The sequence below is a fragment of the Salirhabdus euzebyi genome, assembly GCF_014207435.1.
Taxonomy (GTDB): Bacteria; Bacillota; Bacilli; order Bacillales; family Alkalibacillaceae; genus Salirhabdus; species Salirhabdus euzebyi.
Map to the genome: position 1 here is coordinate 16,939 of NZ_JACHGH010000016.1, position 25,585 is coordinate 42,523.

The following is a 25,585-nucleotide window of genomic DNA, read 5'->3' on the forward strand; positions in this document are numbered from 1 at the left end:
CATCCCTTTTCTTGGCTTTTTAAACTAAATCTAAACGCTCAAATATCATATCTACTTTACTTAAATGGTATTTATAATCAAAGCAGTCTTCTATTTCCCCATCACTTAATACAGAAGTAATTGTTTTATTTGCTTGAACTAAATGTTTAAAAGGCATCTTTGTCTCCCAAGCTTCCATGGCAAGCGGCTGAACAAGGTCATACGCTTCTTCTCTCACCATTCCTTTATCAATTAAACGAAGAAGCACACGTTGTGAAAATATCAATCCGTATGTCCGCTCCATATTTTGTTTCATGTTGTCCGCAAATACAGTTAAGTTTTTCACAATGTTGCCAAAACGATTTAACATATAGTTGAGGGCAATCGTTGCATCAGGTAAAATAATTCGTTCGGCAGACGAGTGAGAAATATCCCTTTCATGCCATAAAGGAACGTTTTCATAGGCCGTTAGCATATATCCTCTTATAACACGGGATAACCCAGTCATGTTTTCCGATCCAATAGGATTACGTTTATGCGGCATTGCAGAGGAGCCCTTTTGCCCTTTAGCAAAAAACTCTTCCACTTCACGTGTTTCACTTTTTTGCAATCCTCGTATTTCTACTGCCATTTTTTCAATAGACGTTGCAATTAAAGCCAACGCACCTAAATAATGAGCATGTCTGTCTCGTTGAAGTGTTTGTGTTGATATTGGGGCAGGCGTTAACCCTAACTTTTCACATACGTATTGCTCTACGAACGGGTCAATGTTTGCATACGTCCCAACAGCTCCAGAAACTTTACCGAACTCTATCCCTTTAGCTGCATGATCGAATCGTTCTAAATTTCTTTTCATTTCTTCATACCAAAGAGCAAGCTTTAATCCAAATGTTGTTGGTTCTGCATGAACTCCGTGTGTACGTCCCATTTGCAAGGTATATTTATGTTCCTTTGCTTTCTCTTTTAAAATATCGATAAAGCGATGGATGTCTAACCGTAATATGTTATTAGCCTGTTTTATTAAATAAGACAGGGCTGTATCTACAACATCTGTTGAAGTTAACCCGTAATGGACCCATTTTCTTTCTTCCCCTACTGTTTCCGAAACAGCGCGTGTAAAAGCAACCACATCATGTCTAGTTTCCTCTTCAATTTCATGAATTCGTTCTATTTGGAAAGATGCTTTTTCACGAAGCTTTTCTACGTCTTCTTTCGGAATAACTCCTAACTCGGACCAAGCTTCACAAGCTAATATTTCTACCTCTAACCAAGCTTGAAATTTGTTTTCCTCTGTCCAAATTGCTCCCATTTCTGGTCGTGTATATCTTTCAATCATTGTTTAGCCTCCTGTTTATCTGGCAACCAAATAGTAAGTGTATTTATTTTTTCAATGATGCTTTCAACATCTTCACCTAATATGTTAAGGTGACCCATTTTACGCTTGTGTTTTACTTCATCCTTGCCATATAAATGGAGCTTACAGGAGTCAAATTGCGGTATTGCTTCAATCGTTTTTTCCATATGTTCACCGAGAATGTTCATCATAACAATAGGATCTATAAGCTTAGTAGAGCCTAATGGCCAATTACAAATAGCTCTTATGTGTTGTTCAAACTGTGAAGTGTTACAACCATTCATTGTGTAGTGACCCGAATTGTGCGGGCGAGGTGCGAGTTCATTAATGAAAATGTCTCCGTCTCTCGTTAAAAACATTTCAACACCTAAAGTACCAACCATTTGCATAGATTCCGCTAAATTAATAGCTAAACTCTCTGCCTGGGTTTTGATGTTTTCGGAAATTCTTGCAGGTACAATAGATTGCATTAGAATATGGTCCACATGAATATTTTCAGCTACTGGAAAAGCCTTTGTTTCCCCAGCTACACTCCGATTGACAACAACAGAAATTTCCTGTTCAAAGTCTAAAAACTTTTCCAAAATACAAGGGCCATACTTTAATAGTGTTTTTGCCTCTTTTACGTCTGCCTCATCACGAATCATTACTTGACCTTTGCCATCATATCCGCCTCTTCGTGTTTTTAAAACGGAAGGAATACCAATAATTTGTGTCGCTTTAGTTAAGTCTTCTAACGTATTTACTAGATAATAAGGAACAACTTTAGCATTACTTTTTTCTATAGCCTCTTTTTCATAAGCACGATCTTGCGTCGTTCTTATTAGCTCACTTCCTTGGGGTAAGTAAGCATGGTCCTCGAGCCAAGCTAAAACTCCTACATCAATGTTTTCAAATTCATATGTAATAATATCGCTCGTTTCAGCTAGACGTTTTGCTGCATCTAGGTCATGAAAAGGCGCAACCACTTCCATATCAGCTATTTGTCCAGTAGGAGAATTTTTAGTAGGGTCTAGCACAGCAATTTTATAGCCCATTTCTTTTGCGGCAATAGCCATCATTCTACCGAGTTGACCCCCACCAATAATGCCTATTGTCTGTCCAGGTAAAATTGTTTTCACAACGATAGCTCCTCACTGCTTTGTTCCACTTTTTGTTTCGTTTCTTCACGACGCTGCTCTATTTTTTCATCAAACTCTTTATATTGCGTAGCTAGTATTTGGCATGCTAATAAACCTGCATTTGTTGCACCTGCCTTACCAATAGCGACTGTTGCTACTGGAACACCTCCAGGCATTTGAACAATCGATAGTAACGAGTCTAACCCATTTAATGTACTTGTTTTAACTGGCACCCCGATGACAGGAAGAGTTGTTTTAGCAGCTACCATTCCTGGTAAATGGGCAGCGCCACCGGCTCCAGCAATAATTACTTTTAAACCTTTCTTTTTTGCATTTTCAGCATATTGGAACATGTAGTCAGGAGTGCGATGGGCTGATACGACCTTTTTCTCATACGGCACTCCACATTCTTCAAGTATTTTGCAGGCATGAATCATTGTTTCCCAATCAGATGTACTCCCCATAATAACGCCAACTAACGGTTTCACTTTATCACCACTCCACTATGTTTTATAAAGCAAAAAAGTGCAGTCACAATCCCTCAAATAAACGAGAGAAAGTAGACTGCACCTTGAAAAATTCTATTCAAAGCATAGATACACTTCCCCTCATAGTCTAGTTATTTACGGTAACTAGGTAGAAACTTTTGGGCCATATTCCCAACTTTATATGAGAGGTATATATTATATATTTTTAATGGATTCATCGACATTATAACACGGCACAATATTGATTTCATCTATTTTTACGAACAAATTTATTTTATTTATATTTAATGTTCGTAAAGTCCTCATTATAAGATACGTGCCATAAGTATAACCCTTGAGGTGGTGCTGTTTTACCAGCAAGCGACCGGTCCTTACCCTCTATAATAGGTTGAATATCCTCTGGTAACCTTTTTCCTTTGCCTATTTCAATTAATGTTCCAGCTATAATTCTAACCATATTGTAAAGAAATCCACTTCCTACTACCCGAATGACAATATCATTTCCTTCCTTCAAACAACGAACGTCATACAATGTTCTAATTTTATCACCTTTGACAGTCGACTTGGCTGAACTAAAAGATGTAAAATCATGTGTGCCCTTTAAATACGTGCACGCCTCTTCCATTTTATCAATATGAAGCAACTCTGGGACATAACACACATAATTTCTTCTGAAAATATCTCTTTCGGAAAAATTGTGGATTCGATAGCGGTACTCCTTTTGTTGCACATCATACCGAGCATGAAAAGAATCCTCTACTTTTTTTACGTCTACTATTTGAATATCAGATGGAAGTAATGAAGTTAGTGCTTTTTTCCAACCTTTTTCATCAATAGTTAAAGGACTATCAAAATGAATAACCTGTCCAACAGCATGCACTCCAGTATCTGTTCTACCAGAAGGGATTATTCTAATCAACTCATTATGCATCTTCTGTAGTGCATTCTCTACCTCTAATTGGACTGTTCGTTTATTTGGTTGTACTTGAAACCCATAAAAGTTTGTTCCATCATACCGAATGGTACATTTCACTCTTTGCATCCATCTCATCCTTTTTATACTCTAGTAAAGAAAAAAACGACTAAAATTAATGCTGAGAAGATGAAAATAAAAGCATCAACACGTTGTAGCTTTAACTCCCGAAACTTTGTTCTACCTTCCCCACCATTGTATCCCCTGGCTTCCATTGCCATAGCTAGTTCTTCCGCTCGTTTAAAGGCACTAACAAATAAAGGAACTAAAAGTGGGACAACGGCTTTTATTCTTTCTTTCATCTTTCCCGTACGGAAGTCAACACCCCTTGAAGCCTGTGCTTTTGAAATCTTTTCCGTTTCTTGCATTAGCGTTGGAATGAAACGTAACGAAATAGACATCATTAAAGCGAGTTCATGTACAGGAAAATGAATTTTTCGTAAAGGGTTTAACATGCTTTCTACTCCATCTGTAATCGAAATAGGCGTTGTGGTGAGTGTGAGGAGGCTAGTCATCAAAATTAATAGGGTAAAACGCAAAGAAATTTCTAACCCCTTATATAAAGCTCCCGAGTACACTTCAAAAGAAAATATAGAAAACAACACTTCGCCATCCTTCGTTACAAGTAAATGAAGGATAAAGGTAAAAATAACAATAAACCAAACAGGTTTTAACCCTTTTAATATATACGATATTTTTATCTTCGTAGTAAACATACTTAATAGCGCGAAAAACGCAAGAACGCCATAACTGAGTAAATTATTTGCAAAAAATATGATAATGACAAAAAAGAAAATAATCGTAATTTTCGTGCGGGGGTCTAATCGATGGACAATTGAACTTCCTGGTACATATTGCCCTATAATAAAAGAGTTACTCACTCTTATCCCCCCTTTTGAACGCTTCCGCCACTTCCTTGCCTAACTGTTCGACGGACTGTCCCCGAAAAGGGATACTAATATGAAATTTTGATTCTAATTTATTTAAAAATTGTATGACTTCTGGTATGTCTAATCCAACGTTATTTAAAGCTTCCTGATCTTTAAATATTTCTAAAGGAGGACCCTCCATGTAAACTTTTCCGTGATCCATTATAATAACATGATCCGCATATTTTAAGGCATCTTCCATACTATGTGTTACGAGTATCGTCGTTCTTTCTTCTTCTTGATGTACTCGATAAAACATATCCATTATTTCCTTTTGCCCCCTTGGATCTAGACCGGCTGTCGGCTCATCCAACACGAGAATCTTTGGATCCATAACTAGAACACCAGCAATAGCTACTCTCCTCATCTGACCGCCACTCAAATCAAATGGGGATCGCTGTAAAATGTTTTCTGGTAATTGAACAGCCTTTAATAATTCAGGGATGCGCTTTTGAACAACCTCTTGAGCTATATTGAAATTTTGTGGACCAAATGATATATCCTTCTCCACAGTTTCTTCAAATAGTTGATGTTCAGGGTATTGGAAAACAATGCCGACTTTCTCTCTTAATGTCATAACGTCCTTCAGTTTTTTCTCGGGTGTTATGACATAATCACCAATCTTTACTTCACCACTAGTTGGTTTAACTAAACCGTTAAGGTGCTGAATGAGGGTAGACTTTCCTGAACCCGTGTGACCAATTATAGCTACATAAGAGCCTGATTGTATGTGAAAAGACACATTCTCTAAAGCTTTAAATTCAAAGGGTGTGTTCGGTTGATATATATGACTTACTTTATTGAATATAATGTCCATAGCTCATCCATCAATTCCTTATGATTTATAGGTTCTTTTACTAAGTTGATTCCTTTCGATTCTAGCACCCTTGAAACTTGTGTTACAAAAGGAGTATCTAAACCAATCTTCTGAAGTTCTTCGTGTTGCTTAAAGACTTCTCTTGGTGTTCCTTCAAACCAGACTTTTCCTTCGTTCATGACAATAACACGATCAGCAAAAGTAACCTCATTTAGATCATGGGTAATCGTTACAATAGAAACATTTTTAGTCTCTCTTACCTGTTGGACCGTTTCCATAATGGTCGCTCTTCCTTTTGGGTCTAGCATAGCCGTTGCCTCATCAAAAATAACAAGTTCCGGTGCCACAGCCAATACGCTAGCGATAGCAACACGCTGTTTTTGCCCCCCAGATAGTCGATGAGGTTCATGATTATAATAATCTTCCATATTAACAGCACGTAAGCTATTATCTATACGTGTAATCATTTCTTCTCGGGGTATACCATGATTTTCTAATCCAAAAGCAACATCATCTACAACGGTTGTCCCAACAAACTGATTATCAGGATTTTGAAATACCATCCCAACTTTCTTTCTAACATCCCATATCGTTTCTTCATTCACAACTAAGTCTTGAACTCGTATTTCTCCCTCCTGTGGAAATAGAAGGCCATTCATTAATTTAGCTATAGTGGACTTCCCTGAACCATTATGACCAATAATAGCTACCCACTCATTATCTTCTATATGAAAGGATACATCCTTTAAAGCCCAATCCTCGCCTTGCTGATACTTAAAGTGTATGTGTTTAAATTCTATAAAGCTGCTCATCTATTTCTTCCCTCCGCTCTTCTCTTCTCACACTTGTATTTCCCGGGTAATATAATACTTGTTCCCATTTTATCACAAAAGGAAAGATTATTTCTTAAATGAAATGTACACATATTTTTTGGTAAGTGCATTTATATTTAAGAGCGTCATTGCCCTATACTAAAAACTATCATATTCCTCGATATATAGAGGTGGTTTAGGTCCAGCTATACTGATTTTGATTTTCAATATAAGAGCAACAAAAAAAGGGTGGGAACCAACCTCTTGTTAAAGATGCTGTCCTACCCTTTTATCGTATCGTATCATTAAACTAGTTCAATGATCACCATGTTAGCTCCGTCTCCACGGCGCGCACCTAATTTAAGGATGCGTGTATAACCACCTTGACGGTCTTCATAACGTGGTGCAACTTCTGCGAAAAGTTTTTGCAAAGCAGTTTGAGTTTCCTCTTCACCTGCTTCTACTTTACGCAAAAATGATTCAGCTTGACGGCGCGCATGCAAATCACCGCGTTTACCAAGAGTAATCATTTTGTCTACAACTGAACGAAGCTCTTTTGCTTTCGCCTCAGTAGTTTCAATCCGCTCATGTACAATTAAATCTGTGGCAAGGTTACGGAGTAATGCCATGCGTTGATCAGTTGTACGACCAAGCTTAGCTTTAGCCATATCGATTCCCTCCTTTTTCGGAAAATCTTAAGATGCCTTAATTAATCATCATTACGCAAGCCTAATCCAAGGTCTTGCAATTTAATTTTTACTTCATCAAGTGATTTACGGCCAAGGTTACGAACTTTCATCATATCTTCTTCAGATTTTTGAGCTAGTTCTTGAACCGAATTAATTCCAGCGCGTTTCAAACAGTTGTAAGATCGAACAGAAAGATCAAGTTCTTCAATAGTCATTTCAAGTACTTTCTCTTTTTGATCTTCTTCTTTTTCTACCATGATTTCTGCGTTTTGAGCTTCATCTGTAAGACCTACAAATATATTGAGATGTTCTGTGAATATTTTTGCACCTAACGATACTGCTTCTTCTGGTCGAATACTGCCATCTGTCCATACATCTAATGTTAACTTATCAAAATTTGCCACTTGACCAACACGAGTGTTTTCCACTTGGAAAGTCACACGTGATACAGGTGTGAAGATTGAGTCAACAGGGATAACGCCGATTGGTTGGTCTTCTCGCTTGTTGTCCTCTGCAGGACGGTACCCACGTCCACGTTCTGCAAAAATACGCATACGCAAATGAGCATTGCTTGATAGTGTAGCAATATGCAAATCCGGATTTAGGATTTCCACATCACTATCATGCGTAATGTCTGCAGCCGTAACTTTTCCTTCTCCTTGAACATCAATTTCCATTGTTTTAGGTTCATCAGAATAGATTTTTAAAGCCAACTTCTTCAGATTTAAAATAATGGTTGTAACATCTTCTACTACACCATCAACTGTTGAGAACTCATGAAGAACTCCGTCAATTTGTATAGATGTTACTGCTGCTCCTGGAAGAGAGGATAATAGGATACGTCTTAGTGAGTTACCCATTGTTGTTCCATAACCACGTTCTAGTGGTTCCACAACAAATTTACCAAATGTCGCATCTTCGCTTACTTTAACCGTCTCAATTTTTGGTTTTTCAATTTCAATCATCAATAAAACCCTCCTTCAAAACGTCGAAACCCCGGCTAGACAAGCACTGGTGTCTAACCGAAATTCCTCAGGTAGGCAAGTCCCCCGTGCTTGCACGTGAAACCGGAATGTCCTGTTGTCCGTGCCATGGTGTTTTTAGCTATCATAACCCATTATAGACAGGGTGACAAATGTCTATACAAAACGATATTAAACACGACGACGTTTTGGTGGGCGGCACCCGTTATGAGGTACCGGTGTAACATCAACAATCGCTGTTACTTCAAGGCCTGCAGCTTGAAGAGCACGAATTGCTGCTTCACGTCCTGCACCAGGGCCTTTAACTGCTACTTCTATCGTTTTCAAACCATGTTCCATAGAAGATTTTGCAGCAGCTTCAGCAGCCATTTGTGCAGCAAATGGTGTAGATTTACGAGAACCTTTAAATCCTAAAGCACCAGCACTGCTCCATCCAATTGCATTACCATGTGTATCTGTAATTGTTACAATTGTGTTGTTGAATGTTGATCGGATATGAGCCACACCCGAGTCAATATTCTTTTTGACTTTACGTTTTTTACGTGTTGCTGTAGTTTTACGAGCCATTATTTAGCTTACCTCCTTTGCGTTATTTTTTCTTATTCGCAACTGTACGTTTAGGACCTTTACGCGTACGGGAGTTATTCTTCGTATTCTGTCCTCTTACTGGTAATCCACGACGATGGCGGATTCCACGATAAGAACCGATTTCAATTAAACGTTTAACATTTAATGAAATTTCACGACGAAGGTCACCTTCAACAGTAAAATCGTTAACTGCTGTACGGATTCGGCCTAACTCATCTTCTGTTAAATCGCGTACACGTGTTTCACTAGAAACACCTGATGCTTCAACGATTTTTTCTGCTGTTGTTTTACCAATACCATAGATGTAAGTTAAAGATATAACAATTCTCTTATCACGAGGAATGTCAACACCTGCAATACGTGCCATTTAGAGACGCACCTCCTTTATCCTTGTTTCTGTTTGTGTTTTGGATTTTCGCAAATAACCATTACTTTCCCTTTACGGCGAATAACTTTACATTTTTCACAAATCGGTTTAACAGACGGTCTTACTTTCATTTCTCTTACCTCCTTTTTACTCGGAGCATTCACTTTTACTTGTAACGGTAAACAATTCGACCTTTTGATAAATCATAAGGTGAAAGTTCCACTGTTACTTTGTCACCAGCTAAAATACGAATGAAGTGCATTCGCATCTTCCCAGAAATGTGTGCCAATACAGTATGGCCATTCTCTAATTCCACTTTAAACATCGCGTTAGGTAAAGTATCAATTACTGTACCTTCCATTTCAATTACATCGTCTTTCGCCATCGAGTTGATCTCCCTTCTTCAAATCAATCAAATTTTCATTGACAAATTTTGATAAGGCAAAACGCAATTTACCGTTTGTAACTCGACCAGTTTCTAATAAACTACTTCTAACTTCCGGTGAAACATACTCACACAGCTCAATATGTTGCAAGTTTTTTAATTTTGGTTTGTCAAATTTGCGTTTCTCACCGTCTGCCAATAAAACGAGACGTTCATTGACTATATCTATAATAATCGCAAACTGTCCAAACTCACGGCCCTGAACGATACGAACAATCTGACCTATTCGCGGACTCGAATCAGTTTCACTCAAAAATCATCACCATCACTTAGGCTTTTGTTAATATATCAAAACCATCTTCTGTAACGACTATTGTATGCTCAAAATGAGCGCAGCGTTTACCATCAACAGTTACAACGGTCCATTGATCTTCTAACGTTTGAACATATCTTTCACCTGCGTTAACCATTGGTTCTATTGCTAAAACCATTCCTGGTTTCAACTTTGGTCCTTTATTAGGAGGACCATAGTGTGGAATTTGTGGATCTTCATGCAGTTCTTGACCAACTCCATGACCAACATATTCTCTCACAATAGAAAATCCCTTTGGCTCGACGTAGGACTGAATGGCGTGAGAAATATTAGATAACCTCACTCCAGCCTTCGCTTCATCTAAGCCCTTAAATAAAGACTTTTCTGTAACATCTAACAGTCTTTGTGTTTCATCATCTATTTCCCCTACCGGATACGTCCATGCAGAATCACCGTGGTAACCGTTGTATTTAGCACCAATGTCAATACTGATGATGTCACCTTCATTAAGCTTTCTATTACCTGGAATCCCATGAACCAATTCCTCATTTACAGAAGCGCAAATACTTCCACGGAAACCATTATACCCTTTAAAGGAAGGAATTGCATCCATGCTGCGAATCAACTTCTCAGCAATAACATCCAATTCTTTTGTTGTGATACCTGGCTGTATATTCTTTTGTAGCTCCTGATGCGTTAAAGCAACGATTCTACCAGCCTCACGCATAATTTCGATTTCACGTGGTGTTTTGCAAATGATCATGAAGAAATTCCTCCGAGCTTTTGATCAATTTCTACGAAAACTTCGTTAATTTCTCGATCACCATTAATCGTAACCAAGTAACCTTTTTGATCATAAAAGTCTAACAAAGGTTGCGCTTGTTCCATGTTAACATCAAGGCGATTCTTAACTGTTGCAGGTTTGTCATCGTCCCGTTGAATTAGTTCGCTTCCATCTATATCACATAACCCCTCTTGTTTAGGAGGATTATATTCAACGTGATAGGTAGCACCGCAAGTCGGACAAATTCGTCGTCCTGTTAAACGGTCAATTAGCTTCTCCAGTGGAACTCGAATATGAACAACATAATCAATGTTAGAATCCATATCTGTTAATAGATTTTCTAGAGCTTCTGCTTGCGCTATCGTTCTAGGAAATCCATCTAGCAGAAAACCTTTTTTACAATCAGGTTTGCCTAAACGTTCACGAACAATACCAATCGTTACTTCATCTGGTACAAGTTCACCTTTATCCATAAAAGATTTTGCTTTATTACCTAACTCTGTTCCTTCTTTAATGGCAGAACGGAACATATCTCCTGTTGAGATATGAGGGATTCCATACTTTTCAACAATTTTTTCTGCTTGTGTACCTTTGCCGGCACCAGGCAGTCCCATTAAAATTAAATTCAAGTTCTTTCCCCTCGCTCTCATTTAACCATACCAAGCATAATGGGCTGTTTATTTAATAAAACCTTTATAGTGGCGTTTTACTAATTGACTCTCTAGTTGTTTCATTGTCTCAAGTGCAACACCTACTACGATTAACAAGCTCGTTCCTCCAATTTGAACAGCTGATGGTAAGCCTGCTAACGACCCTAAAACAATTGGTAAAACAGAAATGGCTGCAAGGAATATAGCCCCAACAAAAGTTAAACGATACATTACTCGAGTCAAATACGTTTCTGTATTTTTACCTGGACGAATACCTGGAACATACCCGCCTTGTTTCTTTAGGTTTTCTGCCATTTGCTCAGGATTAACTTGAACAAATGAATAGAAGTATGTGAATGCAATGATTAGAGCTACATAGATTAGCATTCCAATAGGTTCTTCGTAGTTAAAGATTCTTTCTATAAAATCTGCTACTGGTCCTTCGAAAAATCCTGCGACTGTTCTAGGAGCAATAAGAAATGATATAGCAAAGATTACTGGAATAACTCCCGCAGCATTAACTTTCAATGGTAGATGTGTTGAATGTCCACCAACTGGAGAACGATTCACTTGTCGTTTTGCATATTGTACTGGAATTTTACGTAATGCTTGTTGAATGAACACTACTCCAACTACAATTGCAAGAACTACTAACACGATCAATGCTACAATTACAAGATTTATAAATAACTGGTCGCCTGCACCAGTGATGTATTTTTCATACAACTGGTTTACCCCTGTTGGAATAGCAGCAACGATACCAGCAAAGATTAGAATGGAAATTCCATTACCTACACCGTTAGCGGTAATTTGTTCACCTAACCACATCAGGAAAGTAGTACCACCAGTTAACACAATGGCAATAATCAAGTAAGTGAAAAATCCAGGGTTACCAATTAATTGACCACCAGTCATAGCGTTAAAACCAACTGACATAACGATTGCTTGAACAAAAGCCAATACAACAGTACCGTAACGAGTAAACTGAGCTAGCTTTTTACGCCCTACTTCACCTTGTTTTTTCCACTCAGCGAATTTTGGTACAACATCCATTTGCAATAATTGCATGACGATGGAAGCTGTAATGTATGGCATAATCCCCATTGCGAAGATAGAGAATTGACTTAATGCTCCACCTCCAAATGTATCTAGAAAACCAAATACATTTGTTTCATTCATAAAGTCTATTGCATCTTTATTTGTAAATGGCACAGGGATAAACGTACCAAGGCGAAAAATTACTAAGGCCATTAAGGTGAATAGAATTTTCCGTCTAATGTCTGTTACGCGCATAAAATTGGAGAGTGTACGGAACATGATTAAATCACCTCAGTTTGACCGCCCGCTGCTTCAATAGCTTCTTTAGCTGAAGCAGAGAACTTGTGAGCTTTTACAGTTAATTTCTTTTCCAAATTACCTTTAGCCAGAATTTTAACGCCTGACTTCATGTTGCTCACTACTCCAGTTTCGATCAACAATTCCGGAGTAACTTCTGTACCTTCATCAAAACGGTTTAACGTATCCAAATTAACAATTGCGAACTCTTTACGGTGAATGTTTGTAAATCCACGCTTAGGAAGACGTTGGAATAATGGCATTTGACCACCTTCAAAACCTGGGCGAACACCACCACCTGAACGAGCGTTTTGACCTTTATGGCCACGACCAGCAGTCTTACCGTTACCAGATGCCATCCCGCGTCCTACTCGGTTACGCTTTTTGCGAGTTCCTTCTGCAGATTTTAATTCATGGAGTTTCATGGTAGCACCTCCTCTTAGCTTTTATGATTAAGCTTCTTTTACCGAAACAAGATGGGACACTTTATTCACCATACCACGAATTGCAGGTGAATCTTCATGAACCACTGTTTGACGGATTTTTCTAAGTCCTAAAGCTTTTACTGTTTTACGTTGATCCTCAGGTCTTCCGATCAGGCTTCTAGTGAGGGTAACTTCTAATTTAGTTGCCATGTTTTTTCCCTCCTTATCCTAACAGTTCTTCTACTGACTTACCACGTAGTTTTGCAACTTCTTCTGCACGTTTAAGTGACTTTAGTCCATTTACTGTAGCACGAACCATGTTGATTGGTGTGTTAGAGCCTAATGACTTAGACAAGATATCACCAACACCAGCAAGTTCTAGTACCGCACGTACCGGGCCACCAGCAATTACTCCTGTACCTTCAGAAGCTGGTTTAAGAAGAATATTTCCTGCACCAAACTCACCGATAATATCATGAGGAATTGTTGTACCAACGATAGGTACTGTAATTAAGTTTTTCTTAGCATCTTCAATAGCTTTGCGGATTGCGTCAGGTACTTCTTGAGCTTTCCCTGTTCCGAAACCTACATGGCCATTTTTATCACCTACTACAACTAAAGCAGTAAAACGGAAACGACGTCCACCTTTTACAACCTTAGCTACACGGTTAACAGTAACTACACGTTCTTCAAGATCCAATTTGTTAGGATCAATGTTTGTGCGCATGTTTTTCCCTCCTTTTTACGTTTAAAATTCAAGACCAGCTTCGCGAGCAGCATCTGCTAGAGCTTTAACACGTCCGTGATATAAGTAACCTCCGCGATCAAACACAACTGATTTGTGGCCTTTATCTAAAGCGCGTTTCGCAAGGATTTCTCCGACTTTCTTAGCAGCGTCTACATTACTAGAGCCTTCTACTGCTACTTCATTGTCAACTGTAGAAGCACTTGCAACTGTTACACCATTCAGATCATCAATTAGCTGAGCATAAATGTGCTTGTTAGAACGATACACATTAAGACGTGGACGTTCAGCAGTACCAAAAAGATTACGACGTACACGCGCATGACGTTTTTTACGTACAACGTTTTTGTCTTGCTTAGTGATCATCTAGGTCACTCCTTTCTGTTCCTTACGTGAACATTATTTCGCAGTTTTACCTTCTTTACGACGTACAGCTTCGCCCTCATAACGAATACCTTTACCTTTATAAGGCTCTGGTGGACGGATTGCACGAATGTTAGCAGCAACAGCTCCAACTTTTTCTTTATCGATACCTTTAACGATAATTTTTGTGTTAGCTGGTACTTCTACTTCAATACCTTCTACTTCATCAACTTCTACTGGATGAGAATAACCAGCGTTCACAATAACTTTGTTTCCTTGTTTTTGTGCACGGTATCCAACACCGATGATTTCAAGGCTCTTTTCGTAACCTTTTGATACACCTTCAACCATGTTTCCGATGATGCTTCGAGTAGTTCCGTGCAAAGCACGATGTTCTTTATTATCAGATGGACGCTCTACTGTAAGAACGTTACCTTCTATTTTAATAGTCATGTCTTGGTGGAAGTTTTGAGTCAATTCTCCTTTAGGACCTTTGACTGTTACATTCTCACCGTTAACCTTAACTTCTACCCCTTCAGGGATCTCTAATGGTTTAAGACCTACACGAGACATTCCTTACACCTCCTGTCACTCTGGGTTATCAATTACCAAACATATGCAAGCACTTCGCCACCAACAGCTTGTTGACGTGCTTCTTTATCCGTTAATAGACCTTTTGAAGTTGATACTACAGCAATACCTAATCCGTTAAGAACTCTTGGTAGCTCATCTGATTTCGCATAAACACGAAGACCAGGTTTACTAATTCTCTTAAGGCCTGTAATAACACGTTCGTTATTAGGTCCGAATTTAAGGAATAAGCGAAGAAGACCTTGCTTTTCATCCGTTACGAACTCATAATCACGAATAAAACCTTCACGCTTTAAAATATCAGCAATTTCCTTCTTCAATTTAGAAGCAGGCACTTCTAGTTTTTCATGACGTACCATGTTGGCATTACGGATACGAGTAAGCATATCTGCAATCGGATCTGTCATTGTCATTGTCAATTACCTCCTTCCCTATATGGGGGTTTACCAGCTAGCTTTTTTAACGCCTGGAATTTGACCTTTATATGCTAATTCACGGAAACATATACGGCAAAGTTTAAATTTACGAATTACAGAATGTGGACGGCCACATCTCTCACAACGAGTGTACTCACGCACTTTAAACTTTTGGTCGCGTTTTTGTTTCGCAATCATGGATTTTTTCGCCATAATTTACCTCCTTTGTAACTCGGGGCTACTTTTTAAAAGGCATTCCGAGTTGAGTTAAAAGTTCACGCGCTTCTTCATCTGTGTTCGCAGTAGTTACGATTACAACGTCCATACCACGTACTTTATCGACTTTATCGTACTCAATCTCAGGGAAAATCAATTGTTCTTTAACACCTAGAGTGTAGTTTCCACGTCCGTCAAAAGCTTTGTTTGAAATACCACGGAAATCACGTACACGTGGTAGTGATACAGCAACAAGCTTATGAAGGAATTCATACATACGCTCGCCACGAATTGTTACTTTCGCGCCGATTGGCATGCCTTCACGAAGACGAAAACCAGCGATTGACTTCTTCGCACGTGTTACTACAGGTTTTTGACCTGAAATTAGGGTTAGTTCCTCTACCGCATTATCAAGAGCTTTTGCGTTTTGTACTGCGTCACCAACACCCATGTTAATTACGATTTTTTCTACTTTAGGTACTTCCATAACTGAGTCATAGTTGAACTTTTCCATTAAAGATGGAACGATTTCATCTTGATATTTAGACTTAAGTTCGTTCATCAGATAGCCCTCCTTTCGCCGTTAGACTTATTTATCTAATGGTTCACCGGATTTTTTTGCGATACGCACTTTTTTTCCGTTAACATTATCATATCCAACACGTGTTGGTTCGCCAGATTTAGGATCTACTGGCATCACGTTAGAAACGTGAATTGCAGCTTCTTGTGTTAAGATTCCACCTTGTGGATTGTCTTGAGAAGGTTTTGCGTGTTTTTTAACAAGATTAACACCTTCTACAAGAACACGATTTTTCTTCGGATAAGCTTCAAGGACATTTCCTTGTTTGCCTTTATCCTTACCAGTTATAACTAACACTTTATCGCCCTTTTTTACATGCATGTTTAGTGCACCTCCTTACAAGGCCTGATCAAAATTAGTTTCTATAGAACTTCTGGAGCCAAAGAAACTATTTTCATAAATTTATTGTCACGAAGCTCACGCGCAACAGGTCCAAATATACGTGTACCGCGCGGGCTTTTATCGTCACGGATAATAACGGCAGCATTTTCGTCAAACTTGATATAAGAACCATCTTTACGACGAACTCCACTCTTTGTACGGACAATAACAGCTTTCACCACGTCACCTTTTTTGACAACGCCACCTGGTGTTGCTTGTTTTACTGTGCAAACAATTACATCACCAATATTGGCAGTTTTACGGCCTGATCCGCCTAGTACTTTAATAGTTAGAACTTCACGAGCACCAGAATTATCAGCAACTTTCAAACGTGTTTCTTGTTGAATCATACCGTTGTTACCTCCCTTCGGAAACATTCCGAGCGAACTTTATTAAATGATTACTGCTTCTTCAATAACATCTACTAAACGAAAACGTTTTGTAGCAGATAGTGGGCGAGTCTCCATAATCGTTACGATATCGCCTTGTTTCGCTTGATTATTTTCATCATGCGCTTTAAATTTCTTTGAGTATTTTACACGTTTTCCATAAAGCTTATGGAATTTATATGTTTCTACTAAGACAGTGATTGTTTTATCCATCTTGTCTGAAACAACGCGGCCAGTATAAACCTTACGATCGCTGCGTTCACTCATTGAGGCAGACCTCCTCTCAATTATCGATTATTTGTACTTAACTCTCTCTCACGAACAACGGTTTTCATACGAGCAATCGCCTTACGTACCTCACGAATACGTGCAGTATTTTCAAGTTGTCCTGTAGCTAATTGAAAGCGTAAGTTAAAGAGCTCTTCTTTTAATGATTTAACTTTTTGTTCGATTTCGGCAGTGGTTAATTCTCTTATTTCATTAGCCTTCATTATTTTCACCACCAATTTCTTCACGTTTTACAAATTTCGTTTTAACCGGTAATTTGTGAGAAGCAAGACGTAATGCTTCACGAGCTACTTCCTCAGAAACACCTGCAATTTCAAACATGATCTTACCAGGTTTTACTACTGCAACCCATCCTTCAGGAGCACCTTTACCAGAACCCATACGTACTTCCAAAGGTTTAGCTGTTTTCGGCTTATCTGGGAAGATTTTAATCCACACTTTACCTCCACGTTTCATATAACGTGTCATGGCAATACGTGCAGCTTCGATTTGACGGCTAGTGATCCAAGCACCTTCTAAAGCTTGTAATCCATACTCACCAAATGAAACGTTAGTGCCACCTTTTGCTTTACCTTTTAAGCTTGTGCGAAATTGTTTACGATACTTTACGCGTTTAGGCATTAACATATTGCAAATCCCCCTTCCTTATTTGTTTTTCTTAGTTGGAAGGACTTCTCCACGATAAATCCACACTTTAACACCTAGTTTACCGTAAGTTGTGTCTGCTTCTGCAGTTCCATAATCAATATCTGCACGAAGAGTGTGTAGTGGTACAGTTCCTTCACTATAATGTTCAGCACGAGCAATATCTGCACCGCCTAGACGTCCTGATACTTGAGTTTTGATACCTTTAGCACCGGCACGCATAGCGCGTTGAATAGCTTGCTTCTGGACACGACGGAAAGAAACACGATTTTCTAACTGACGTGCAATGTTATCAGCTACAAGAGTAGCATCTAATTCAGGTCTTTTCACCTCAACGATGTTGATATGAACTTTTTTACCTGTAAGGTTGTTAAGTGAATTACGAAGTGCTTCTACTTCAGATCCACCTTTACCGATTACCATACCCGGCTTTCCAGTATGGATAGTAATGTTAACACGGCTAGCTGCACGTTCGATTTCTACAGAGGAAAGAGCCGCGTCTTTTAGACGGTTTTCAATATATTCACGAATTTTAATATCTTCATGAAGTAAGTCTGAAAAATCTTTTCCAGCGTACCATTTTGATTCCCAGTCACGAATAATACCAACTCGTAGACCTATCGGGTTAACTTTTTGACCCACAGATTATCCCTCCTTCTTTTCTGATACAATAACCGTAATATGGCTAGTGCGTTTGTTAATTTGTGATGCACGACCCATCGCACGAGGACGGAAACGTTTCAATGTAACACCTTCATCCACGAATGCCTCTGAAATAAATAGACTTTCAGGGTCTAGCTCATAATTGTGCTCAGCGTTTGCTATAGCTGATTTTAGAACTTTCTCAACAATTGGAGAAGCCGCACGATTAGTATGGCTTAATATAGCAAAAGCTTCGCCAATATCTTTTCCTCGAATTAAGTCAACCACTAAACGAGCCTTACGAGGAGCAATACGAACGGTTTTTGCAACTGCTTTAGCTTGCATCTTGTGTGCCTCCTCTCATTAGCGTTTTGTTTTCTTATCGTCGCCAGCATGGCCTTTATACGTACGAGTAGGTGCGAATTCACCTAATTTATGGCCGACCATATCTTCCGTAACATATACCGGTACATGCTTGCGTCCATCATATACTGCAATCGTGTGTCCCACGAAGTTTGGGAAAATTGTTGAACGACGAGACCAAGTTTTAACAACTTGTTTCTTATCAGCTTCGTTTAAATTTTCCACTTTTTTCATCAAATGATCATCAACGAAAGGTCCTTTTTTCAAACTACGACCCATGAATAAACCTCCCTTCGCAATTGACAGACTAATATCTGTTATCGTCTTTCAATCACGCTATTTTTTCTTACGACGACGAACGATAAACTTATCAGAAGCTTTGTTACGCTTACGCGTTTTAAGACCAAGAGTTGGTTTGCCCCATGGTGACATTGGAGATGGTCTACCGATTGGTGCACGACCTTCACCACCACCGTGTGGGTGATCAACTGGGTTCATAACAGATCCACGTACAGTTGGGCGTTTGCCTTTCCAGCGATTACGTCCAGCTTTACCAATATTGATAAGCTCATGATCAAGGTTACCTACTTGACCGATAGTAGCACGGCAAGTTCCTAAGATCATACGTGTTTCACCAGAAGTTAAACGTACAAGAACGTATTTATCTTCTCTACCAAGGATTTGAGCTTGTGCTCCAGCTGAACGAACTAACTGTCCACCACGTCCTGGTTTTAACTCGATATTGTGGATAATTGTACCCACAGGGATTGTTCTAAGTTCTAGTGCGTTACCAACTTTAATGTCAGCACCTTCACCAGACTGAATTTCATGACCTACTTCTAGACCTTTTGGTGCTAGAATATAACGTTTTTCACCATCTGCATAGTTAATTAATGCGATGTTAGATGTACGGTTCGGATCATATTCAATAGTAGCAACGCGTCCTGGTATTCCGTCTTTATCACGTTTGAAGTCGATAATACGGTACTTACGCTTGTGGCCGCCACCTTGATGACGAACAGTCAACTTACCTTGGTTGTTACGACCAGCTTTTTTGCTAAGCGGTGCAAGCAAGGATTTCTCAGGTTGACTCGTAGTAATCTCAGCAAAATCAGAAGCTGACATTCCACGACGACCGTTTGAGGTTGGCTTGTATTTTTTGATCGCCATCTCAAATTCCCTCCTTCAGTAATAGTCTATTTACGATTAAACACCTTCAAAGAAGTCTAGTTCTTTGCTATCAGGTGTTAAAGTTACAACTGCTTTCTTGCGGTCCGGACGATATCCTCCGTGACGACCCATTCTTCTAAACTTACCTTTTTTATTCAATGTGTTAACCTTATCAACTTCTACTCCAAAAATCAGTTCAACTGCAACTTTGATTTCTGTTTTGTTAGCTCTAGGGTCCACTTCGAATGTATATTTCTTTTCTGCCATTAAATCAGCTGATGCCTCAGTAATTACAGGGCGCTTAATAATATCACGCGGATCTTTCATTACGCAAGCACCTCCCCTGCTTTATCGGCTGCATCTTTAGTGATTACTAGTGTGTCATGCGTTAACAAATCAAGTACGTTAACTTGATCAACAGTCAACACTTTAACTCCTTGAATGTTGTTAGCAGAACGCTCAACATTTACATCTAAATCAGCAGTAACAATTAATGCACTTTCAACTTTTAAGCCTTCTAGTAATTTAATAACATCTTTTGTTTTTGGAGCTTCAATAGAAAGAGCATCTAAAACAATAATGTTTTCTTCTACAACTTTACTAGATAGAGCAGATTTTAAAGCTAAGCGACGAACCTTTTTCGGTAGTTTATAGCTGTAGCTTCTTGGAGTAGGACCAAATACTGTTCCTCCACCAACCCATTGAGGAGAACGAATAGAACCTTGACGTGCACGGCCAGTTCCCTTTTGTCTCCATGGCTTACGGCCACCACCGCTTACTTCAGAACGATTTTTAACTTTATGCGTACCTTGACGCAATGACGCACGCTGTGCATGAACAGCTTCATGTAAAACATGTGTGTTTGGCTCAATACCAAAAACAGCTTCTGCTAGTTCGATATCACCAGCTTTTGTGCCATCTTGTTTAAATAGTGCTACTTTAGGCATGACATATCCTCCCTTCATTTAATAGTTATTACGCCTTTACCGCACTTGTAATTTGAATGAAAGATTTTTTCGCACCTGGAACATTACCTTTAATAAGTAATAGATTGTTTTCAGTATCTACTTTAACAACTTCTAGGTTTTGAATTGTTACCGTTTCGCCACCCATTTGTCCAGGAAGTTTTTTCCCTTTCAATACGTGCATAGGATCAATAGGACCCATAGTACCTGGGCGTCTGTGATAACGAGAACCGTGACTCATAGGTCCACGAGACTGGTTATGACGCTTAATAGCACCTTGGAAACCTTTCCCTTTAGAAGTACCTGTTACATCAATCTTTTCTCCAGCTTCAAAAATATCTACTTTCACTTCTTGACCAACTTCATAGTTGCCAAGATCTGCATTACGGATTTCGCGAATGTAGCGCTTAGGGGTTGTATTTGCTTTTTCAGCATGACCCTTTTCAGGTTTGTTTGATCGAACTGGTTTTTTATCTGATACACCCAACTGAATAGCTTCATAACCGTCATTTTCAACTGTCTTAACTTGTAATACTACGTTAGGATCAGCTTGAACAACAGTCACTGGTACTAATTCGCCTTCCTCATTGAAAAGTTGAGTCATTCCAATTTTTCGACCTAAGATTCCTTTCGCCATCCGTTACACCTCCTAATTAAATCAAATTTTATTTTTTATAGTTTAATTTCAATGTCCACGCCGGATGGTAGATCCAAACGCATTAAAGAATCGACAGTTTGTGGTGTCGGGTTCACAATATCGATTAGACGCTTATGTGTACGCATCTCGAATTGCTCACGTGAATCCTTATATTTGTGCACCGCACGTAGGATTGTGTAAACTGTTTTTTCTGTAGGCAACGGAATTGGTCCTGAAACATTTGCACCAGAACGTTTCGCTGTCTCTACAATTTTCTCAGCTGATTGATCAAGAATTCTGTGATCATAAGCCTTCAAACGAATACGAATCTTTTCTTTTGCCATTATTTTCCCTCCTTCTTCGCCCATTTTTTAAATAGACATTCTCCGCGAAAATTTCCTTACACCCGCCATGGCAAAGGGGCCGGGTGTGTCAGCAACCTTCCGCATCATCGCCTTTTATGACCAACATTACATATTATATAGAATTTAAAGGCGTTATGCAACCATGAATTTCTATATTCATCATTGACACTCAAAATATTATACATACATTCGAAAATAAATTCAAATGGAAAAAAGCGGTTGTTTTTTGCATACGAAAAAAAATCACAAAAACAACTGCTAGCACCGCACCGTATGCGGAGCACAAAAAGCGTTCAGTCCCCGAGTGCCTGGCATTTGTGCACTGCATTTTTTTCTGTTCATCCGGCTGTCTTGGCACAAAAAAACAGGCGGATTAATAATAATCCACCTGTTTTCATATAGATTAGTAAGTAAAACTTACTTTTCGATTTTTGCAACAACGCCAGCGCCTACTGTACGTCCACCTTCACGAATAGAGAACTTAGTTCCGTCTTCGATAGCGATTGGTGAAATAAGTTCAACTGTCATTTCAACGTTATCGCCAGGCATTACCATTTCAACGCCTTCAGGAAGTTGACAAATACCAGTTACGTCAGTTGTACGGAAGTAGAACTGCGGACGGTAGTTTGTGAAGAATGGAGTATGACGTCCACCTTCTTCTTTAGATAGTACATAAACTTCAGCTTTGAAGTTAGTGTGTGGAGTAATAGTTCCTGGCTTAGCAAGAACTTGGCCACGGTTGATGTCATCACGAGAAACCCCACGAAGTAGAGCACCAATGTTGTCACCAGCTTCAGCGTAATCAAGAAGTTTACGGAACATTTCAACACCAGTTACAGTTGTTTTAGATGGAGCTTCAGCAAGACCAATGATCTCAACTTCGTCACCAACTTTAACTTGACCACGCTCAACACGGCCAGTTGCAACTGTACCACGACCAGTGATTGAGAATACATCCTCAACTGGCATCATGAATGGCTTGTCAGTATCACGTTCTGGAGTTGGGATATACTCATCCACAGCTTCCATTAATTCAAAAATAGCGTTAACATATTGCTCTTCACCTTCAAGAGCTTTAAGAGCAGAACCTTTAATAACTGGTACATCATCACCAGGGAAGTCATACTCAGTTAATAGGTCGCGAACTTCCATTTCTACTAGTTCAAGAAGCTCTTCGTCATCTACCATGTCACATTTGTTTAAGAATACTACGATCGCAGGTACACCTACTTGACGAGAAAGTAGAATGTGCTCACGAGTTTGTGGCATTGGGCCATCAGCTGCAGATACAACTAGGATAGCTCCGTCCATTTGTGCAGCACCAGTGATCATGTTTTTAACATAGTCAGCGTGACCTGGGCAGTCTACGTGTGCATAGTGACGGTTGTCAGTTTCATACTCAACGTGTGCAGTTGAGATTGTGATACCACGCTCGCGCTCTTCTGGAGCACCATCGATAGAATCGTATGCGCGTGCTTCACCTCTACCGTATTTGTTGAAAAGAGTAGTAGTGATTGCTGCAGTTAAAGTAGTTTTCCCGTGGTCAACGTGTCCAATTGTACCAACGTTAACGTGGGGCTTAGAACGATCGAATTTTGCTTTACCCATTTATATTTCCTCCTTCAAAAATAAATAATCTTATGGATTTTTGTATTTATATATACTCGGAAGTGTACAGTGTTTTTCGCACACTTCCAAGCTTATAACTACTTTATAATGGATAGTTAAAGAAAAATCAATTACTGTCCACTATTTTTCTTAATAATTTCTTCAGAAATTGATTTTGGAACTTCTTCATAGTGACTGAAGTGCATTGTATATGTTCCACGACCTTGCGTGTTAGAACGTAATGCAGTTGCGTATCCAAACATTTCTGAAAGTGGTACGAACGCATTAACAACTTGCGCATTACCACGAGCACCCATACCTTCTACACGGCCACGACGTGACGTGATGTCACCCATGATATCACCCATGTATTCTTCTGGGATAACAACTTCTACTTTCATCATAGGCTCAAGAATAACAGGACTACACTTATTCTTAGCTGCTTTTAATGCCATAGAAGCTGCAACTTTAAACGCCATTTCACTAGAGTCAACATCATGGTAAGAACCATCATATAATGTTGCTTTAACATCGATTAGTGGATAACCAGCTAATACACCGTTTTCTAGAGACTCTTTAATACCAGCCTCAACAGAAGGGATGTATTCACGTGGTACAACACCACCAACGATTGCGTTTACGAATTCAAAGCCAGCGCCTTCTTCGTTTGGTTCGAATTTAACCCAAACGTGACCAAACTGACCACGACCACCGGACTGACGTACAAACTTACCTTCAACTTCAGCAGAAGAACGGAAAGTTTCACGGTACGCAACCTGCGGAGCACCAACATTTGCTTCAACCTTGAATTCACGTCTCATACGATCAACAATGATATCTAAGTGAAGTTCACCCATACCAGAGATGATTGTTTGACCTGTTTCAGGGTTTGTTTCTGTCTTAAATGTTGGATCTTCTTCAGCAAGTTTACCAAGTGCTACAGACATTTTGTCTTGGTCTGCTTTTGACTTAGGCTCAATCGCTACTGAAATAACTGGTTCAGGGAATTCCATAGACTCTAAGATAACAAGGCTTTTCTCGTCACATAAAGTATCACCAGTACTAGTATCTTTCAAACCAACAGCCGCAGCAATATCACCTGAGTAAACTGTTGCAATTTCTTCACGAGAGTTCGCATGCATTTGTAGAATACGTCCTACACGCTCACGCTTATCTTTCGTTGAGTTTTGAACGTAAGTACCTGCATCTAATGTACCAGAGTACACACGGAAGAATGTAAGTTTACCTACATATGGATCCGTCATAACTTTAAATGCAAGTGCTGAGAATGGTTCTTTATCATCAGATTTACGAACAATTTTTTCATCAGTGTCAGGAATATGACCTTCAATTGCAGGTACATCCAATGGTGATGGTAAGTAATCAATTACTGCATCAATTAAAAGCTGAACACCTTTGTTTTTGAAGGCTGATCCACATAGTACAGGGTAGAATTCAACAGTTAAAGTTGCTTTACGTACAGCAGCTTTAAGTTCTTCGTTTGAAATTTCTTCCCCTTCTAAATAACGCATCATTAGATCTTCATCTAATTCAGCCACTGCTTCGATTAACTTAGTGCGATACTCTTCCGCTTGATCCTTATATTCATCAGGAATAGGGCGAGCCTCTGCACGAGTACCTAAATCATCAAGATAGAAAAATGCTTCCATCTCAATAAGATCGATAATACCTTCAAATTCATCTTCCGCACCAATTGGAAGTTGAATTGGGTGAGCGTTAGCTCCAAGACGATCATGCATAGTTCCTACAGAATATAGGAAATCTGCGCCGATTTTATCCATCTTGTTAACGAAAACAATACGTGGTACGCCATAAGTTGTTGCTTGGCGCCACACTGTTTCTGTTTGTGGTTCAACACCAGACTGAGCGTCTAGTACCGCAACTGAACCGTCTAGTACACGTAGTGAACGCTCTACCTCCACTGTGAAGTCTACGTGCCCTGGAGTATCGATAATGTTGATTCTATGATCTTTCCATTGAGCTGTCGTAGCAGCAGAAGTGATTGTAATTCCACGTTCTTGTTCTTGTTCCATCCAGTCCATTTGGGAAGCACCTTCGTGAGTTTCCCCAATTTTATGGATTCTTCCTGTATAGAAAAGAATACGCTCTGTTGCAGTTGTTTTACCGGCATCGATGTGAGCCATGATACCAATATTACGCGTTCTTTCCAAGGAGAACTCTCTAGCCATGAATCTTTCTCCTTCCTAG

40 protein-coding genes and 1 riboswitch are annotated in these 25,585 nt (G+C 39.3%); all 40 genes read right to left on the bottom strand.

What is annotated here, in order from left to right; translation table 11 throughout:
• Window positions 1–19 precede the first annotated feature (19 nt).
• The 40 genes from purB to fusA all read right to left on the bottom strand — a co-directional run bounded on the left by purB (window position 20) and on the right by fusA (window position 25,566).
• Window positions 20–1,315: an adenylosuccinate lyase gene (gene purB, locus HNQ94_RS17945; protein WP_174497669.1), complete on the bottom strand. Its 1,296-nt coding sequence runs from the start codon at window positions 1,313–1,315 to the stop codon at window positions 20–22.
• The gene (gene purK, locus HNQ94_RS17950; RefSeq protein ID WP_174497691.1) at window positions 1,312–2,460 is read right to left on the bottom strand and encodes a 5-(carboxyamino)imidazole ribonucleotide synthase; all 1,149 of its coding nucleotides are present in this window, start codon (window positions 2,458–2,460) and stop codon (window positions 1,312–1,314) included. The genes purB and purK overlap by 4 nt, the downstream gene beginning before the upstream one ends.
• Entirely contained in the window at window positions 2,451–2,942 is a 492-nt protein-coding gene (purE, locus tag HNQ94_RS17955) for a 5-(carboxyamino)imidazole ribonucleotide mutase (RefSeq protein ID WP_174497668.1), read from the bottom strand. The genes purK and purE overlap by 10 nt, the downstream gene beginning before the upstream one ends.
• Window positions 2,943–3,045: 103 nt before the next feature.
• A riboswitch (purine riboswitch) is annotated at window positions 3,046–3,147 on the bottom strand.
• A gap of 69 nt (window positions 3,148–3,216) precedes the next feature.
• Window positions 3,217–3,984 carry a tRNA pseudouridine(38-40) synthase TruA gene (truA, locus tag HNQ94_RS17960; protein ID WP_174497667.1) on the bottom strand — a complete coding sequence of 256 codons (768 nt, stop codon included), beginning with the start codon at window positions 3,982–3,984 and terminating at the stop codon, window positions 3,217–3,219.
• Between the two features lie 14 nt (window positions 3,985–3,998).
• Window positions 3,999–4,796: an energy-coupling factor transporter transmembrane component T family protein gene (locus tag HNQ94_RS17965; RefSeq protein WP_174497666.1), complete on the bottom strand. Its 798-nt coding sequence runs from the start codon at window positions 4,794–4,796 to the stop codon at window positions 3,999–4,001.
• A complete protein-coding gene (locus HNQ94_RS17970) occupies window positions 4,789–5,661 on the bottom strand; it encodes an energy-coupling factor ABC transporter ATP-binding protein (RefSeq protein ID WP_174497665.1) in 873 nt (290 codons plus the stop codon). The genes HNQ94_RS17965 and HNQ94_RS17970 overlap by 8 nt, the downstream gene beginning before the upstream one ends.
• The gene (locus HNQ94_RS17975) at window positions 5,637–6,473 is read right to left on the bottom strand and encodes an energy-coupling factor ABC transporter ATP-binding protein (RefSeq protein WP_174497664.1); all 837 of its coding nucleotides are present in this window, start codon (window positions 6,471–6,473) and stop codon (window positions 5,637–5,639) included. The genes HNQ94_RS17970 and HNQ94_RS17975 overlap by 25 nt, the downstream gene beginning before the upstream one ends.
• Window positions 6,474–6,778: 305 nt before the next feature.
• Window positions 6,779–7,141, bottom strand: coding sequence for a 50S ribosomal protein L17 (gene rplQ, locus HNQ94_RS17980; RefSeq protein WP_174497663.1), 363 nt, complete (start codon window positions 7,139–7,141; stop codon window positions 6,779–6,781).
• Between the two features lie 41 nt (window positions 7,142–7,182).
• Window positions 7,183–8,127 (bottom strand): DNA-directed RNA polymerase subunit alpha, encoded by a 945-nt coding sequence (locus HNQ94_RS17985; protein WP_174497662.1) that lies wholly within the window; start codon window positions 8,125–8,127, stop codon window positions 7,183–7,185.
• Between the two features lie 189 nt (window positions 8,128–8,316).
• Entirely contained in the window at window positions 8,317–8,712 is a 396-nt protein-coding gene (gene rpsK, locus HNQ94_RS17990; protein ID WP_174497661.1) for a 30S ribosomal protein S11, read from the bottom strand.
• Window positions 8,713–8,734: 22 nt separating this feature from the next.
• Entirely contained in the window at window positions 8,735–9,100 is a 366-nt protein-coding gene (gene rpsM, locus HNQ94_RS17995; protein ID WP_174497660.1) for a 30S ribosomal protein S13, read from the bottom strand.
• A 17-nt stretch (window positions 9,101–9,117) separates the two neighbouring features.
• A complete protein-coding gene (gene rpmJ / locus HNQ94_RS18000) occupies window positions 9,118–9,231 on the bottom strand; it encodes a 50S ribosomal protein L36 (RefSeq protein ID WP_003156543.1) in 114 nt (37 codons plus the stop codon).
• A gap of 35 nt (window positions 9,232–9,266) precedes the next feature.
• Window positions 9,267–9,485, bottom strand: coding sequence for a translation initiation factor IF-1 (infA, locus tag HNQ94_RS18005; protein ID WP_174497659.1), 219 nt, complete (start codon window positions 9,483–9,485; stop codon window positions 9,267–9,269).
• On the bottom strand, window positions 9,463–9,798 hold the full coding sequence (locus HNQ94_RS18010; protein ID WP_174497658.1) for a KOW domain-containing RNA-binding protein: 336 nt from the start codon (window positions 9,796–9,798) through the stop codon (window positions 9,463–9,465). Before HNQ94_RS18010 ends, infA begins: the two co-directional genes overlap by 23 nt.
• Window positions 9,799–9,814: 16 nt before the next feature.
• A complete protein-coding gene (map, locus tag HNQ94_RS18015; protein WP_174497657.1) occupies window positions 9,815–10,561 on the bottom strand; it encodes a type I methionyl aminopeptidase in 747 nt (248 codons plus the stop codon).
• A complete protein-coding gene (locus HNQ94_RS18020) occupies window positions 10,558–11,211 on the bottom strand; it encodes an adenylate kinase (RefSeq protein WP_174497656.1) in 654 nt (217 codons plus the stop codon). Before HNQ94_RS18020 ends, map begins: the two co-directional genes overlap by 4 nt.
• A 48-nt stretch (window positions 11,212–11,259) precedes the next feature.
• The gene (secY, locus tag HNQ94_RS18025) at window positions 11,260–12,549 is read right to left on the bottom strand and encodes a preprotein translocase subunit SecY (protein WP_174497655.1); all 1,290 of its coding nucleotides are present in this window, start codon (window positions 12,547–12,549) and stop codon (window positions 11,260–11,262) included.
• 2 nt (window positions 12,550–12,551) lie between these two features.
• Window positions 12,552–12,992, bottom strand: a complete 441-nt coding sequence (rplO, locus tag HNQ94_RS18030; RefSeq protein WP_174497654.1) for a 50S ribosomal protein L15 — start codon at window positions 12,990–12,992, stop codon at window positions 12,552–12,554.
• Window positions 12,993–13,019: 27 nt separating this feature from the next.
• A complete protein-coding gene (rpmD, locus tag HNQ94_RS18035) occupies window positions 13,020–13,202 on the bottom strand; it encodes a 50S ribosomal protein L30 (protein WP_174497653.1) in 183 nt (60 codons plus the stop codon).
• Between the two features lie 13 nt (window positions 13,203–13,215).
• Window positions 13,216–13,719 (bottom strand): 30S ribosomal protein S5, encoded by a 504-nt coding sequence (gene rpsE, locus HNQ94_RS18040; RefSeq protein ID WP_174497652.1) that lies wholly within the window; start codon window positions 13,717–13,719, stop codon window positions 13,216–13,218.
• A gap of 21 nt (window positions 13,720–13,740) precedes the next feature.
• Complete coding sequence (gene rplR / locus HNQ94_RS18045; protein WP_174497651.1) at window positions 13,741–14,103, bottom strand: 50S ribosomal protein L18; 363 nt, start codon at window positions 14,101–14,103, stop codon at window positions 13,741–13,743.
• 33 nt (window positions 14,104–14,136) lie between these two features.
• Window positions 14,137–14,673 carry a 50S ribosomal protein L6 gene (rplF, locus tag HNQ94_RS18050; protein ID WP_174497650.1) on the bottom strand — a complete coding sequence of 179 codons (537 nt, stop codon included), beginning with the start codon at window positions 14,671–14,673 and terminating at the stop codon, window positions 14,137–14,139.
• 32 nt (window positions 14,674–14,705) lie between these two features.
• Entirely contained in the window at window positions 14,706–15,104 is a 399-nt protein-coding gene (rpsH, locus tag HNQ94_RS18055; protein ID WP_174497649.1) for a 30S ribosomal protein S8, read from the bottom strand.
• Window positions 15,105–15,134: 30 nt separating this feature from the next.
• A complete protein-coding gene (locus tag HNQ94_RS18060; RefSeq protein ID WP_153729912.1) occupies window positions 15,135–15,320 on the bottom strand; it encodes a type Z 30S ribosomal protein S14 in 186 nt (61 codons plus the stop codon).
• Window positions 15,321–15,345: 25 nt separating this feature from the next.
• Window positions 15,346–15,885: a 50S ribosomal protein L5 gene (gene rplE, locus HNQ94_RS18065; protein ID WP_174497648.1), complete on the bottom strand. Its 540-nt coding sequence runs from the start codon at window positions 15,883–15,885 to the stop codon at window positions 15,346–15,348.
• Between the two features lie 27 nt (window positions 15,886–15,912).
• Window positions 15,913–16,224, bottom strand: coding sequence for a 50S ribosomal protein L24 (gene rplX, locus HNQ94_RS18070; protein WP_174497647.1), 312 nt, complete (start codon window positions 16,222–16,224; stop codon window positions 15,913–15,915).
• A gap of 41 nt (window positions 16,225–16,265) precedes the next feature.
• Entirely contained in the window at window positions 16,266–16,634 is a 369-nt protein-coding gene (rplN, locus tag HNQ94_RS18075) for a 50S ribosomal protein L14 (RefSeq protein ID WP_174497690.1), read from the bottom strand.
• 42 nt (window positions 16,635–16,676) lie between these two features.
• Window positions 16,677–16,940 (bottom strand): 30S ribosomal protein S17, encoded by a 264-nt coding sequence (gene rpsQ / locus HNQ94_RS18080; RefSeq protein ID WP_174497646.1) that lies wholly within the window; start codon window positions 16,938–16,940, stop codon window positions 16,677–16,679.
• 20 nt (window positions 16,941–16,960) lie between these two features.
• Window positions 16,961–17,164, bottom strand: coding sequence for a 50S ribosomal protein L29 (rpmC, locus tag HNQ94_RS18085; protein WP_174497645.1), 204 nt, complete (start codon window positions 17,162–17,164; stop codon window positions 16,961–16,963).
• Window positions 17,154–17,588 (bottom strand): 50S ribosomal protein L16, encoded by a 435-nt coding sequence (gene rplP, locus HNQ94_RS18090; protein ID WP_174497644.1) that lies wholly within the window; start codon window positions 17,586–17,588, stop codon window positions 17,154–17,156. Before rplP ends, rpmC begins: the two co-directional genes overlap by 11 nt.
• 18 nt (window positions 17,589–17,606) lie before the next feature.
• A complete protein-coding gene (gene rpsC / locus HNQ94_RS18095) occupies window positions 17,607–18,248 on the bottom strand; it encodes a 30S ribosomal protein S3 (protein WP_174497643.1) in 642 nt (213 codons plus the stop codon).
• Between the two features lie 3 nt (window positions 18,249–18,251).
• Window positions 18,252–18,593 carry a 50S ribosomal protein L22 gene (gene rplV / locus HNQ94_RS18100; RefSeq protein WP_174497642.1) on the bottom strand — a complete coding sequence of 114 codons (342 nt, stop codon included), beginning with the start codon at window positions 18,591–18,593 and terminating at the stop codon, window positions 18,252–18,254.
• Between the two features lie 18 nt (window positions 18,594–18,611).
• Window positions 18,612–18,890: a 30S ribosomal protein S19 gene (gene rpsS, locus HNQ94_RS18105; RefSeq protein ID WP_174497641.1), complete on the bottom strand. Its 279-nt coding sequence runs from the start codon at window positions 18,888–18,890 to the stop codon at window positions 18,612–18,614.
• Window positions 18,891–18,947: 57 nt separating this feature from the next.
• Complete coding sequence (rplB, locus tag HNQ94_RS18110) at window positions 18,948–19,781, bottom strand: 50S ribosomal protein L2 (protein ID WP_174497640.1); 834 nt, start codon at window positions 19,779–19,781, stop codon at window positions 18,948–18,950.
• A 36-nt stretch (window positions 19,782–19,817) separates the two neighbouring features.
• Entirely contained in the window at window positions 19,818–20,108 is a 291-nt protein-coding gene (rplW, locus tag HNQ94_RS18115; RefSeq protein ID WP_174497639.1) for a 50S ribosomal protein L23, read from the bottom strand.
• A complete protein-coding gene (gene rplD, locus HNQ94_RS18120) occupies window positions 20,108–20,728 on the bottom strand; it encodes a 50S ribosomal protein L4 (RefSeq protein ID WP_174497638.1) in 621 nt (206 codons plus the stop codon). The genes rplW and rplD overlap by 1 nt, the downstream gene beginning before the upstream one ends.
• 28 nt (window positions 20,729–20,756) lie before the next feature.
• Window positions 20,757–21,383, bottom strand: coding sequence for a 50S ribosomal protein L3 (rplC, locus tag HNQ94_RS18125; RefSeq protein WP_174497637.1), 627 nt, complete (start codon window positions 21,381–21,383; stop codon window positions 20,757–20,759).
• Between the two features lie 35 nt (window positions 21,384–21,418).
• Window positions 21,419–21,727, bottom strand: coding sequence for a 30S ribosomal protein S10 (gene rpsJ, locus HNQ94_RS18130; protein ID WP_174497689.1), 309 nt, complete (start codon window positions 21,725–21,727; stop codon window positions 21,419–21,421).
• Window positions 21,728–22,165: 438 nt separating this feature from the next.
• Window positions 22,166–23,356 carry an elongation factor Tu gene (gene tuf, locus HNQ94_RS18135; RefSeq protein WP_174497636.1) on the bottom strand — a complete coding sequence of 397 codons (1,191 nt, stop codon included), beginning with the start codon at window positions 23,354–23,356 and terminating at the stop codon, window positions 22,166–22,168.
• A 131-nt stretch (window positions 23,357–23,487) separates the two neighbouring features.
• The gene (gene fusA, locus HNQ94_RS18140) at window positions 23,488–25,566 is read right to left on the bottom strand and encodes an elongation factor G (protein ID WP_174497635.1); all 2,079 of its coding nucleotides are present in this window, start codon (window positions 25,564–25,566) and stop codon (window positions 23,488–23,490) included.
• Window positions 25,567–25,585 lie beyond the last annotated feature (19 nt).